The sequence below is a fragment of the Coleofasciculus sp. A1-SPW-01 genome, assembly GCF_040217205.1.
GTDB classification, from domain to species: domain Bacteria; phylum Cyanobacteriota; class Cyanobacteriia; order Cyanobacteriales; family Coleofasciculaceae; genus Coleofasciculus; species Coleofasciculus chthonoplastes_A.
The window spans coordinates 1-13,620 of record NZ_JAVJNP010000064.1 but is presented as its reverse complement, the minus strand read 5'-3'; the positions used below and the strand labels follow the sequence as shown (position 1 = coordinate 13,620).

Genomic DNA, 13,620 nt, shown 5'->3' with positions numbered 1-13,620 from the left:
ATGGCTAAACTATACCACTACATGGGATAGATAGATAGAAAGAGAGAGATTGAAAATACTTCGGGGATTGACCCCTCGCATTTTCCGCTATCCCCCTACCCCTTACTTCGTTGAAGGGGTAGCCCCTCGCGATTCGGGTGGGAATCCACTGACACCACAAGCCGGGTTGATCAGAGGGGGATTTATTATAGTCAACCACTGAAATCTCATCGTGGTCTTCATCCCATTGTTGATTGACAAAATAGCCGCCATCTGTTCCTAAGGGTAATCCTACGGCAACTCGTGCGGGGTCAGGAGCATTTTGCAGTACGGTGACATCCCGCTTAACCCGTCGTGTATTGGCGAAAGCGAGTAAATAGAGAACTTGGCTATCCCATAATCGTTGGTCAAGGCTAAAGATTCCCTCGAAATAGGTGGTATAACCCATGGTGCTGCTTCACATAACTGGTTGGTTCAAGGATGACGACTTTCAACCTTGTCAATCAAGTCCTCCGCCATCTCCACCGCCATCAGGATCAGTTTTTGTTCGAGCTGTCCTTGGTGTCCCTCATCACTGATTGTGGCGTAAATATGAGGATTAGCCAGCATCCCTGCGAGTAATTGGGATGCTATTTGTTTAACGTCATTCGTTTTTGAATCCATGTTTAACACCTCTGGAGTACAGTAACATTTTCGGGGGTTTGGTAACCAAACCCCTACCCAAATCCTCAAAACTCAAAACTATGGATCACCAATCCGGGTTAGGATCGATTTTACTTTGAAACTTTTATCTATGGTGAATGATGCTTATGAAGCGCTACTTATCTCGTCTTGTTGCCCTTGTCCTCGTGGTTGCGATCGCGCTAACGGGGTGTTCGTCCAGCAGTACTGGCTTGGTTGGCAATTATCGCCAAGACACCCTGACCGCCTTGGACTCCTTGAGAGCGGCTATTGAACTACCAGACGATGCGCCTGATAAGGCAGAGGCTCAGTCAAAAGCGCGTCAAAGCATTAATGAGTATATTTCTCGCTATCGTCGAGATGGCTCTGTCGCTAACCTGAGTTCATTCTCCACGATGAGAACAGCTCTCAATTCTTTGGCTGGGTACTACAGCTCCTATCCCAATCGTCCTTTACCCCAAAAGCTCAAAGAGCGTCTAGAGCAAGAATTCCGGCAGGTGGAGCGAGCGATAAGACGCGGCGCTTGACCTGATTTAAAGGGAGATGGGGGAGCTGGGGGAGATGGGGGAGCTGGGGGAGCAGGGGGAGCAGGGGGAGCTGGGGAAGCAGAGGGTGATTAGGTGTAGAGACGTAGCAGGCTACGTCTGGAACAGTGAGGGCGGGTTTTGTCGAAACGTTACCATTAATAGCTACAATAAAATCCCTAAACCCGCCCCTACACATTCACGCGCCATGCCCTCGAACGCCGTGAAGGTCAAAATCAGGATACCTGAGCGCAACTGTCCGGAAATAGGACAAAACGCTCAGAACTACAAAAGAACGTGCTGATTTTGGCATAATTTGTCGATTGGTTCGATCGTCTGTTAATACTAAAGACACTAACTTATCGTTCTTTTGTGGTTTTTGTAGGAATGTCCAACGGTCTTGTCCCTAGAGGATGGCATTGGCGCTATTATTATCGCTCACTGGTTGCTGCCTTGCTGACGAGTAGCATCATCACTCAGGGCTACGTGGCTAAAACGGCTCAAGCTCAAACGGCTGCCTATTGCCACTTTACGGATGATGCGATCGCGCAAAAAGAAAGCCTGCGCCAGGGTGCGATTAAAGGAAATCCAGATTTCAATAACCGCTATAAAGCCATCGTCAAGCAACATGCTGACGTTTTGCGCCAATGTCGCGATCGCACCTTCCCCCAAGACCAAGCGATCTGGCTACGCCTCTATGCCTGTGATGTTCGCGCGGGTGCGATTGATGAGATTCTCGACCGGATTGTCAATCGAGGGTACAACAAGGTCTATGTTGAAGTCTTTTCCGATGGTCAAGTTTTACTCCCCGCCTCAGACAACCCCACCCCCTGGCCCCCCGTCGTGCGAACACCGGGATATGAACGGGTCGATTTATTAGCTCAGACGATTCAAAAAGGACATGAACGAGGATTGCGGGTTTATGCTTGGATGTTCTCGATGAACTTCGGCTACAGGTATGCTCAACGCCGCGATCGGCAAAGTGTTCTGGCTCGCAATGGTCGCGGTCAAACCAGTTTATCCTATGTCCATGACCAGTCCCAAGCTTTTATTGATCCCTATAATAATCAAGCTAAAACTGATTACTACCAATTGGTTCAGGCGGTGACAAAACGTCGTCCTGATGGTGTTTTATTTGACTATATTCGTTATCCGCGTGGCAGTGGCTCAGATTCGGTTGCCACTAAGGTAAAAGATTTATGGATCTATAGTGATGCGTCTCGACAAGCCTTATATAATCGCGCTCTTAATAATCAAGGGCGAGAACTGATTCAGCGCTATGTACAGGATGGTTCGATTAGCGCGGGCGATGTGGAATCGGTCAAGACGCGCTATGCCAACGAATCCACCCCAATGTGGCAAGGGCGATCGCCCTCTGAGTCAGATAGTGCAGCATCCTTAAACTGGCAACTGTGGCAGCTTAGTGTAGCTCATGCGGCTCAAGGGGTGTTAGATTTTCTTTCCATGGCAACATTACCCGTTCAACGGGCGGGAATCAAAGCCGGAGCCGTATTTTTTCCCGATGGCAATCAAGTGGTAGGACGAGGGGGGTATGATTCTCGACTACAACCTTGGGATCATTTTTCTCCATCCCTAGAATGGCATCCCATGTCTTATGGTGTTTGCGGTCATACGGGTTGTATTGAGAGCTTAGTCCGACGAGTGGTAGACAAAGCACCCCTGAATACCAAAATCACACCAGCACTAGCCGGAACCTGGGGGAAATCTGTCAGCAATCGCCCCTCTCTAGAAAAACAGATGCAGGCAATCCGCCAACGGATACCCAATGTCAGTGGTATCAGTCATTTTGCTTTTTCCTGGCAAGATCCTCAATTTGACCGCGATCGCAAGTTCTGTCGGTTACAGTAAAGTTTCATCAGTAACTTTGTCCAGGCGATTACTATGGGCTGAGTCGTTGGGAGCATGTCAGGTTTGCACAAGATGTTTAAGTTGAATAGCACGCTCCTTAAGCATTTTGGGAACACCAAAACCCTTGAGCTACCGTAGGGTGGGCATTGCCGTCTCCCTCGCTATTTTACATAGCTTAATGATGTAGTGATTAAACCGTTTCGGGAGGAAACCATCTTCACCCAGATGGCAGACTATTTAGGTGTACGCTATCGCTATGGGTTCACTCATTCAATCTCCCCATCCGAGGAAAAAACCTGCCCATTGTTGCTGACATCCGAACATTTAGCGATAATGCCAAGTGAGTGGATTATACAACTCCATCAAGCAGCTAGCAGTCTTGATCATGAACTCATGAACTAACTCATTGAGCAAATTCCGGCATCTAACGCTTCCTTAGCTGAAGCCCTTGTCCTTATAGTTAATGAGTTTCGGTTTGACACCCTAATGAACCTGACGCAACCCTTTTACCATGAGTAACCCAAAGAATCCCGGCTATGTTTTAATTGTTGATGATCAGCCTAACAACCTGCGTTTATTATCGACAACTCTAACCGAGGCAGGATATCGGGTAAGGAATGCCATTAGTGCGAAGATGGCATTAATGGGGATCGAAAAGGCTTTACCGCAGCTCATTTTGCTGGATATTATGATGCCTCAAATGGATGGGTATGAACTGTGTCAGCACTTAAAATCCGATGAACGCACCCAGCACATTCCCATCATTTTTTTGAGCGCATTGGATAATGAATGGGATAAAGTAAAAGCCTTTGAGGTAGGAGGAACCGACTATATTACTAAGCCCTTTCAGGTAAAAGAAGTGTTATCGCGGGTGAATAATCAACTGATGGTTGTTCGCCAGCAACAGCAAATTGTCGAGCAAAATCGGCAATTGCAGTACCAAAATCAACAACTTCAGCAGCTTAACGCAGAGCTAATCCGCTCGAATCAAGACTTGGAAGAATTTGCCCGCATCGCCTCTCATGATTTGCGATCGCCCCTGCAAACGATGAAAGCGTTTGGTCAGCTTTTTTGCCAAAAATACCAGAGTTTGTTGGATGATAAAGCCGCTCACTACATGAAGCGAATTTTAGAAGCAGGCGATCGCATGGAACAGCTCATTCAAGATTTGCTGAATTATTCACGAGTCGAGACTCAGGGAGAAGAATTTGAACCCACCGACTGTAATCAGGTGGTTGAGTCTGTTTTGGCGAATTTAGACAGTGTAATTCAAGGGCAGGGTGCTGTGATTACCTGCGAACATTTACCCATCGTCATGGCAGATGGCATCCAACTGGTACAACTGTTTCAAAACTTAATCAGTAATGCCCTCAAATTTTGCTCCCCGGAGGTTGCACCGGAGATTAAAATTGCGGCAGAATTGCGCCAAAAAACGTCTTCATTGAGTGATGAATTCGCTATGGTATTGCCGAGTACGTCAGAACCCACTGCGGTGAATGAATGGGTGTTTCGGGTTGAGGATAATGGGATTGGTGTGGAAGCGGCGTATTTTGAACGAATTTTTAAGGTATTTCAACGTCTACACACCAATGAAGAATATCCAGGTACGGGAATTGGTTTATCGATTTGTCAGAAAATTGTGGAACATCACGGCGGACAAATTTGGGTTGAATCATCTCCGGGAGTTGGAACAACCTTTTATTTCACGATTCCAGCGTTATTAACTCCGGAGGCGGGGAAACAGGGGGAGTAGGTAGGGTACTGCTGAATAAGTGTTGTGGTGAGGGGGAGCGGGGGGAGCCTCACAAGGGTAGGTTTTTTAAGATTGAGGTTAACGCAGAGGTTCGCAGCGGAATTGGGGGGTAGGTGTCTCCATTCCCCGTTCCCTGTCAAACCAAAGATGCCAATGTTGTACTAAATCGCTCAACTTCGGCTTCGGTGTTGTAATAATGAACAGAAGCCCTTAACACAGACGCCAACCCGCGTGCGTCCATATCTAATCGCGTGCCTTGGGCGGCAGAAACCGATAGATTAATCTTTTTTTCACTCAGTAACTGCTTAATTTCACTCGGTTCTTTTCCCGCAACCGTAAAGCTAACAATCCCGCATTTTTTCTGCCCTAAATCCTGAACCTTCACCCCATCAATATCACTCAGTTGGTCACGCAATCTGTTCGCCAAATGACGAATCCGATGCTCAATCGCTGCTAGTCCCCAATTTAAGGCATAATCAACCGCCACACCTAACCCAATTTTTCCAGCATAGTTGGTTTCCCAATTTTCAAACCGACGGGCATCGGCACGAATTTTAAATGTATCTTTACTCGCCCATTCAGCAGCCTGCATATCCAAAAAGGGCGGTTCTAATTGCTCAATCACCTCTTCTCTAACATACAAAAATCCAGTACCTCTGGGTCCGCGTAAGTATTTACGTCCCGTCGCGGAGAGCATATCGCAGCCAATTTCATTGACATCAATGGGCATTTGTCCCACGGATTGACAGGCGTCGAGTAAATATAAAATACCAGCGTCTTTTGCCACGTTTCCCACGTCCACGGCTGGGTTAACTAATCCCCCATTTGTAGCAACATGGGTAATCGCAATTAACTTTACCCGCTGATCAATTGCTTGGCGTAATTTAGGAATAGAAATTTGCCCAAATTCATCATTGGGAATCACCTCAATGGTTGCCCCTGTTTTCCTCGCAACTTGCAGAAAGGCAATGAAATTACTACCATATTCCGATACCCCGGTAAGGATGCGATCGCCTTTTTTCAGAGGTATGCTATAAAACCCCATATCCCAAGCTCTGGTGGCATTTTCAATCAGGGCAACTTCCTGGCGCTGACAGCCTAACAGTGTCGCCACGGCATCATAGACCCGTTCCACTGCCTCAACTTGCTGTGCCGCCGCTTCATAGCCACCCATTTGGGCTTCTAATTGTAAATGCCCGACAACGGCATCTAAAACCGACTGCGGCATTAATGCTGCACCTGCATTATTAAAATGTAAAACCGTTTCACAGCCCGGTGTGTCTTGACGGGCGCGTTGCCAATCTAATGTCAAATCCCGACTCTTCCCCATTGCCCATTGCCTATTCCCTATTCCCCATTCCCCATTCCCAACCGTCAACTTGAATATTGTCCGACTATTCATGTTACCTTAGAAAGGTTGTCAAAAATCGCACATTCAGGATTTCGGGTGTTTCCCACCAGGAAATCCGCCTGAATGGAGGATAAACCCGAATAAGGAGTTTAATATTAATTATGCCAGTCGTCTCTTTGGCTCAAATGATGGAAGCCGGGGTTCACTTCGGTCACCAGACCCGCCGCTGGAATCCCCGCATGGATCAGTACATTTATACTGCTCGAAATGGGGTTCATATCATTGACTTGGTGCAAACAGCCCAGTTGATGGAAGAAGCCTACAGCTACATGCGAACCGCTACCGAACAAGGAAAACGCTGTCTGTTTGTCGGTACCAAGCGCCAAGCCGCCGGAATTATTGCTCAAGAAGCCAGTCGTTGTGGTGCGTACTACGTCAACCAACGCTGGTTGGGGGGAATGTTAACCAACTGGGAAACCATCAAAGGGCGGGTTGAACGACTCAAAGAACTGGAACGCCGGGAAGAAAGTGGTGCCCTTGACCTCTTGCCGAAAAAAGAAGCCGCCGTACTGCGCCGGGAACTGGGCAAGCTGCAAAAATATCTCGGTGGCATCAAAATGATGCGGCGCATCCCCGACATTGTGGTAATTATTGACCAGCGCCGGGAATATAATGCCATCAAAGAATGTGAAAAACTCAGCATTCCCGTCGTCTCGATGCTGGATACCAATTGTGACCCGGATGTGGTGGATATTCCGATTCCCGCCAATGACGATGCGATTCGGTCAATTAAACTAATCATTGGTAAATTAGCCGATGCCATCTATGAAGGGCGTCACGGGGAACTGGAAACAGAGGACGAGCAAGAGTTTGCCCAAGCCCTAGACGAGATGGAAGACGAGTATAGCGAGGAAGATATGGACTCCTTTGAGTCAGACGAAGAAAGCGAGGAGAGTGCCGAGGAAAGCCAGAACAGCGTCGAGGAAAGCCAGAACAGCGCCGAGGAAAGCCAGGACAGTGAAGAATAAGCGGCAATGCATTTTCAGGCTCACCCGATACACTGGGGTTATCTGTCCGTTGTTCAGTGGCACTGAGTAGTTACCAAACCGGAGTAATGGTTAGACTTACCGATTTGCTCCGGTTTTTGTCCGATTTGTTCCAAGATAGTGCTAATCGTTAACACGACAAACAACAAAGGAGGAATAAAGGCAAGATGGCGGAAATATCAGCAAAACTCGTCAAAGAGTTACGGGAAAAAACTGGCGCAGGCATGATGGACTGCAAAAAAGCGCTCAAAGAAAACGAGGGCGATATGAACAAAGCCATCGAATGGCTGCGTCAGAAAGGAATTGCCTCAGCTGAGAAAAAATCCGGTCGGATGGCGGCTGAAGGAATTGTGGGTAGCTATATCCACACTGGGGGACGAGTTGGTGTCTTAGTGGAAGTCAACTGCGAGACGGATTTTGTGGGTCGTCGCGAGGAATTCCAAGCCTTGGTTAAGGATATCGCCATGCAAGTGGCAGCTTGTCCGAATGTCGAGTATGTGTCGGTGGACGATATTCCCGCTGCGATTACCCAACGGGAAAAAGAAATTGAAATGGGACGCGATGACCTAGCGAAGAAACCGGACAATATTAAAGAGAAGATTGTTCAGGGGCGGATTGAGAAACGGTTGAAGGAATTATCATTAATGGATCAACCTTATATCCGAGATCAAAGCAAATCTGTGGAAGAGTTGGTTAAAGAAACCGTTGCGCTGTTAGGAGAAAATATCCAGGTGCGTCGCTTTACCCGCTATGTTTTGGGTGAGGGGATTGAATCGGAATCATCAGACTAAATGTCGCGTCGCTGAAGCCGTTTATTGTAGGGGCGCATGGCGTGCGCCCTTAGTTATCGGAGAAAATTCAACTTCCGATTTAATAAAAATACACCCAAGAATGTTAACAGTGGTGGGTTACGGCGGATAGTTAATTAAATGGGTACCGCCTTAATGAAAGTCCGCCTAACCCACCCTACTGGCGTGGCACACCTTATTTGATGAATTAGAATTGGTTCGTAGTGAGGGAACCTCAGCCCTCTCCAGCTAAGCGTTATAGCACTAAAGTGCTTACTACAAACAAAACCCTATTTTAGCTGTGCCACGCCGCCATCGTGCGTTAGGCGCATTGTCAGGTTAACTTGTATTGTCCCACAACATCATTCTGCATGAGTCTCTCAGGTTGAGAGATATATCGCTATGATCATAAATTTATGACATCTATGAAGCGTCGTCAGTTTATCCAATTTACTACCTCGGCTTTAGCAACCATCGGTTTAAACCAACTGGATTTACAGCGCCAATCCTTACGTTATGGCAAAGTCTTAGCCCAAAGCACTCCCCGCAAACTCGCCCTGTTAGTGGGGATTAACCAGTATCCCACGAATAGCGATCGCTTTACCAGCCTCTCTGGATGTGTCAATGATGTCCGCTTACAGGAACAACTCCTAATTCATCGCTTCGGGTTCCAGCCGGAGGATATCAAGACAGTTACGGATACCGAGGCGACTCGTGATGGCATTTTAACCGCCTTTGAAACCCATTTAATTCAGCAAGCCAAACCCGGAGATGTGGTGGTGTTTCATTTCTCTGGACATGGTTCACAAGTCTTTGATCCCAATCCCATTGATCCGAGTTATCCCCTGAATAGTTCCTTTGTTCCGGCGGATGAACATTGGCAAGCCGAGGACGGTATCGTCAATGAAATTACCGGACATACCCTATTTTTACTCATGTTCGCCCTGAAGCAGAAAACCGACAACGTTACCGTGGTGCTGGATAGTTGTCATTCGGGGGGCGGAACTCGGGGAAATGTGAAAATCAGGGCGATTCCTGGGGGGATGGATTTCCGGATCAGTCCCGAAGAAGTCGAGTATCAACAGCAATGGCTGAAACGGCTGAATCTATCCCGTGAGGACTTTATCAAATCCTATCAGCAAGGCGTCGCCACTGGCGCGGTGATTGCCTCAGCCCAACGGGAACAAATCGCGGCGGACTATCCCTTTTCTGGGTTTCATGCCGGAGCCTTTACCTATCTACTCACCCAAACATTATGGCAGAATAACCATGATGTGGAAAGTGCGATCGCGGGAATTGAACGGGATATGCGATTCCTGTCTACCCAAATCCCCTTGGTAGAGGTTCCGCCGAATAGTCGCCATCACCGAGAACCGATTTATTTCACAGAACCCAAAACTCTCCCCGCTGAAGGTGTGGTGACAAGCGTTGAAAATAATCGGGTACAAGTTTGGTTAGGGGGTATTTCCCAAGAGAGTTTAGAAGCGATTTCTGAAGGGTCTATTTTTACCCCCCCATTCCGCAGTCGTGGCGCAACGCCCAAAGTTGAATTAATCTCACGCAACGGGTTAATTGCTGAAGCCCAAGTCGAAGGAAACGTCCAACCGGGAGAATTATTACAGGAATTTGCCCGCACGATTCCCAGGGATTGGAAACTCCATATTGGACTTGATCCGTCCTTAAGTCAGGAGACAGAAACAGCCCAAACTGAACTGGAATCCCGACAACGGATTCAACCGATTCTTCCCCAACCGGGAACATTTCCTTATCCGGTGGATGTGCATTATATTCTCAGTCGGATGACCGATGAGTATCAGCAGCAATTGTCATCAGCAACACCGAAAAAAATGCCACCTGTAGATAGTTTAGGCTTATTTTCTCCTACTTTAGAAGTGATTCCCGATTCCTTTGGCATATCGGGAGAAACGTTGACACAAGGAATTGAACGGTTACAGGGTAAACTTAAATCCCTATTAGCGGCGCGAATTATGCGAATGACGCTGAATGCTGAATCCTCACGACTGAATTTAGAGGTAACAATGGGTTTAGAAAATCGTCCTGATATTGTCGCCCAAGCCTTTACACCACGGGGGTGTCGTCAAGATGACAGTCAATGTCCACCGTTAGGGAGTCGAGGGGAATCTGGGCAACTCTTGAGTCATCAATTATCTGTGGGAGATGCGTTTCAGTTTAAAGTTACGAATCGGGAAGAGAAGGATTTACATTTGGGAATTATGCTGGTTGATCCAACCGCTGGAATTACCGTGTTATTTCCCAATGAATTGCAGGAAAACTCACGGCAAGATCCGGATAATGCCACCCGGATTAAACCGAATCAAACCCTGTTAATTCCGAATCCGGATAAAGATGAATTTGTCTTTATTGCAGAAGAGGCGGGGTTGGGTGAAGTCTTAATTGTCGCCAGTGATCAACCCTTTACCAAAGCCTTACTCAAACTGCGTAGCCTTGCCAGAGGGAAAAAGGGGATAATTTCGACGCGGGGAGAAGACTCATTGGAGATAATTAATGATTTAGTTGATGATGTTAGTCGAGGCGTCCAGGTAGGAGTGAGGCGGCGGATTCGCACCTCACAAATGGCAGCGCTTTCGATTACGTTTAACGTGGTTTAACCCCGTAGGGTGCGTTAGGCGCATTAGAGAATTAACGTTTATTATCTCAATCCATAACTGCGCTTAATTCTGTCATAAAGTACAGTAGATCAAAGTCCCCCTTTTTAAGGGGGATTTAGGGGGATCGACAATGTACCGCATAGCAAAGCAAACTGCTGTAAGTACGCCGCAGGGCACCATATTTCGGTTAAGATTTCGGTGGGTTTCGACTTCGCTCAACCCACCCTACTTTTAGATAGATTTAATTCCACTCGCCTTGCAATGTAAACGCTGCCCAATAATAGGGAGATTTCCATTGAGTGTCTCGCTGCATTTGTAACTGAGTTTCCCGCAACGCTTGGGCAGGCTTCAATCCATCATTCAACATTAACTGATAAAATCGCGTCATAAACTCCGCCGTTGCTGCATCATCCACATTCCACAAACTCACCACTAAACGCGGCGCACCTGCATACATAAACCCTCGCGTCAACCCCACTAATCCTTCGCCTCGAATTTCTTCTCCTAATCCCGTTTGACAAGCACTTAATACGACTAATTCCGCTGGCAGATTTAGGTTAAAGATATCATGGAGGCGTAAGAAACCATTTTGCGGATTCCCTTGTTTATCCACTAAGGATAACACCACACCGGATAATTCGGGTGCTTCACTATTGAGAATTCCGTGAGTGGCTAAATGAATGATTTGATAATTTTGCAGTTGGGGATTGTCGATAAAGTCACGATTGGCATCAAAGTCAAAGGCGTTAACTTGGGTGGCTGATGCGACTAAATTGAGAATGGCTTCGGCTTCCGTGCGCGTTCCGGGGAGGCGATTTAATTCAATGTCAGATACGCGAACAGAACGGTTGAGGAAGAGTTGGTTTAAATCCAGTTCTATGCCTCGGTTTGAGGGATTTTCAATGCGGTTATCATTATCCATGAAAACGGGATCAGCCAGAATCGCTAATTGTTGGGGCGCTTTCTGACGTCCGTTAATTTGGTCACGAATAATCCCTAAAGTGGAACTGGAGGGTAAGTTGACCAGTTCGTATTGATTGATTAGGGGGATAGGAGTATCGGTATCAGCAGTTTCGGGTGTGGCTAAAGCGGCAAAAGGAATGTATTGTAATGCCCCATCTGCAACAACCAGGATGCGTTTTTTAGTGAGTTGATTGGCAACTTGTCCGAACAGGAGTTCACTCAGTTGTGTCACAGAATTTAAATTATCACGGGGGACAACTTTAGCAATGCCTCTGGGATTGCCAATTTCATAACCGGGAATTTGTAAGAGGTTATAGAAGCGGAGGGCGAAGGTTTCGATTTCATCTCTGGGGGGGAGTTGATAACTGGTAAAGCTATCTTTGGTTACTGCCCAGAGATAACTATTCTCGTCTCCTAATGAATACTGTAATAGAATAGTGTCTTCATCCAAAATCTGTTGTTGAACTTGTTCTAAGGTGAGGGGTTGGGGATATTTCAGGGCGGCGTATTTGGGACTTGTTGCCCGGATTTGGTCTTGCAGGTGTTGATAGTCGGCTAAAAGTTGTTGTCGTTGTTGTTCAATAGCGCTTTTCTGGGCTGGGGTGGATTCAGGATTACTATAGATTTCAATCCGTTGTTTTTCGGTTGCATCGAGTTTGGCGTTTAAGGTTTGTTCTTGTTGGAGTAAGTCAGGATCGACACCTTCGCGAATATTAGCATTGGCTTCGGTGAGTAGTTCTAATAGAGTTCGGGCGCGAGAACGTTCACTGGCGTGGAAAGCTAGTTTATTGTAGCCTTGATCAGGATTTTGTTGATGCAGTTGCATCAGCAGGTCGATGTAGAATTCGTAGTAATTTTGTACCGTGGCGAAATAGGTTTGGCGTAGTTCAGGGCTAGCCACTTTAGTTCGCAAATCTTCAATAATCTCAATCGAGGCTTGCATTTGAGTCAGCGCTTGTTGGAGATTTCCTCGGCTTCTTTCTGTAAAAGCGATATTGGAGAGGGTTGCTGCTTCTAATGCGCGATAGCCTACAGCCTGGGATAAGGTTAAAGCCTGTTGTAAATACTCTAACGCCTGTTGTTGCTCTCCTAAATCAGAATAGACACTACCAATATTATTCAGATTTATTGCTTCCCCGCCGCGATCGCCTACAGCCTGGGATAAAGGTAAAGCTTGTTGATAGTAATCTAATGCCTGTTGTTTTTCTCCTAAGTCATCATAGACAGCACCAATATTATTCAGGGTTGCTGCTTCCCCGCCGCGATCACCTACAGCTTGGGATAAAGGTAAAGCTTGTTGATAGTAATCTAACGCCTGTTGTTTCTCTCCTAAATCTGAATAGACACCACCAATATTATTCAGGGTTTTTGCTTCCCCGGCGCGATTGCCCACAGCCCGACTTAAAGGTAAAGCCTGTTGGTAGTACTCTAATGCCTGTTGCTTCTCTCCTAACTCATGATAGACATTGCCAATATTATTCAGGTTTGCTGCTTCTTGGGCGCGATCTCCTACAGCCTGGGATAAAGAGAAAGACTGTTGGTAGTATTCTAATGCCTGTTGTTTTTCTCCTAATTCAGAATAGACAAAACCAATATTACTCAGGGTTTTTGCTTCCCCGGCGCGATCACCTACAGCTTGGGATAAAGGTAAAGCTTGTTGATAGTACTCTAACGCCTGTTGCTTCTCTCCTAAATCTGAATAAACAAGACCAATATTATTCAGCGTTCTTGCTGCTTGGGTGCGATCGCCTACATCCTGGGATAAAGGTAAAGCCTGTTGGTAGTACTCTAATGCCTGTTGCTTCTCTCCTAATTCATGATAGACACCACCAATATTATTCAGAGTTCTTGCTTCCCCAGCGCGATCGCCCACAGCCTGAAATAAGGGTAAAGCCTGTTGGTAGTACTCTAATGCCCGTTGCTTCTCTCCTAAGTCAGAAGAGACAAGACCAATACTAGTCAGGGTTGTTGCTTCAAGGGCGCGATCACTCACAGCCTGAGATAGGGGTAAAGCCTGTTGATAGTACTCTAATGCC

Annotated in this window: 11 protein-coding genes; 7 read left to right on the top strand and 4 right to left on the bottom strand. The window is 46.8% G+C overall.

The genetic code is table 11. The features are described from left to right. Window positions 1-4 precede the first annotated feature (4 nt). On the bottom strand, window positions 5-427 hold the full coding sequence (locus RH949_RS10615; protein ID WP_006103014.1) for a hypothetical protein: 423 nt from the start codon (window positions 425-427) through the stop codon (window positions 5-7). Window positions 428-453: 26 nt separating this feature from the next. After that, the gene (locus RH949_RS10610; protein WP_006103047.1) at window positions 454-642 is read right to left on the bottom strand and encodes a hypothetical protein; all 189 of its coding nucleotides are present in this window, start codon (window positions 640-642) and stop codon (window positions 454-456) included. Between the two features lie 146 nt (window positions 643-788). Between RH949_RS10610 and psb27 the strand changes: the two genes are divergently transcribed. From psb27 to RH949_RS10590, 4 genes are all read left to right on the top strand, one after another. Then, window positions 789-1,187, top strand: coding sequence for a photosystem II protein Psb27 (gene psb27, locus RH949_RS10605; protein WP_006103006.1), 399 nt, complete (start codon window positions 789-791; stop codon window positions 1,185-1,187). 384 nt (window positions 1,188-1,571) lie between these two features. Then, a complete protein-coding gene (locus RH949_RS10600) occupies window positions 1,572-3,053 on the top strand; it encodes a family 10 glycosylhydrolase (RefSeq protein WP_446352975.1) in 1,482 nt (493 codons plus the stop codon). Between the two features lie 186 nt (window positions 3,054-3,239). Beyond that, window positions 3,240-3,455, top strand: coding sequence for a hypothetical protein (locus RH949_RS10595; protein WP_446352973.1), 216 nt, complete (start codon window positions 3,240-3,242; stop codon window positions 3,453-3,455). A gap of 109 nt (window positions 3,456-3,564) precedes the next feature. Beyond that, window positions 3,565-4,806, top strand: a complete 1,242-nt coding sequence (locus RH949_RS10590; protein ID WP_006103037.1) for a sensor histidine kinase — start codon at window positions 3,565-3,567, stop codon at window positions 4,804-4,806. Window positions 4,807-4,942: 136 nt separating this feature from the next. On the opposite strand, the gene RH949_RS10585 is transcribed toward RH949_RS10590, so the two are convergent. Beyond that, window positions 4,943-6,136, bottom strand: coding sequence for an aminotransferase class V-fold PLP-dependent enzyme (locus RH949_RS10585; RefSeq protein WP_446352978.1), 1,194 nt, complete (start codon window positions 6,134-6,136; stop codon window positions 4,943-4,945). Window positions 6,137-6,318: 182 nt separating this feature from the next. Between RH949_RS10585 and rpsB the strand changes: the two genes are divergently transcribed. From rpsB to RH949_RS10570, 3 genes are all read left to right on the top strand, one after another. Then, complete coding sequence (gene rpsB, locus RH949_RS10580) at window positions 6,319-7,185, top strand: 30S ribosomal protein S2 (RefSeq protein WP_446352971.1); 867 nt, start codon at window positions 6,319-6,321, stop codon at window positions 7,183-7,185. Window positions 7,186-7,370: 185 nt separating this feature from the next. Beyond that, complete coding sequence (gene tsf / locus RH949_RS10575; protein WP_006102905.1) at window positions 7,371-7,994, top strand: translation elongation factor Ts; 624 nt, start codon at window positions 7,371-7,373, stop codon at window positions 7,992-7,994. A 413-nt stretch (window positions 7,995-8,407) separates the two neighbouring features. Next, window positions 8,408-10,621 carry a caspase family protein gene (locus tag RH949_RS10570; RefSeq protein ID WP_446352969.1) on the top strand — a complete coding sequence of 738 codons (2,214 nt, stop codon included), beginning with the start codon at window positions 8,408-8,410 and terminating at the stop codon, window positions 10,619-10,621. Window positions 10,622-10,862: 241 nt separating this feature from the next. Here the strand turns inward: RH949_RS10570 and RH949_RS10565 are convergent. Beyond that, window positions 10,863-13,620, bottom strand: a 2,758-nt coding sequence (locus RH949_RS10565; RefSeq protein ID WP_446352967.1) for a CHAT domain-containing tetratricopeptide repeat protein, incomplete at its 5' end; no start/stop codon positions are given.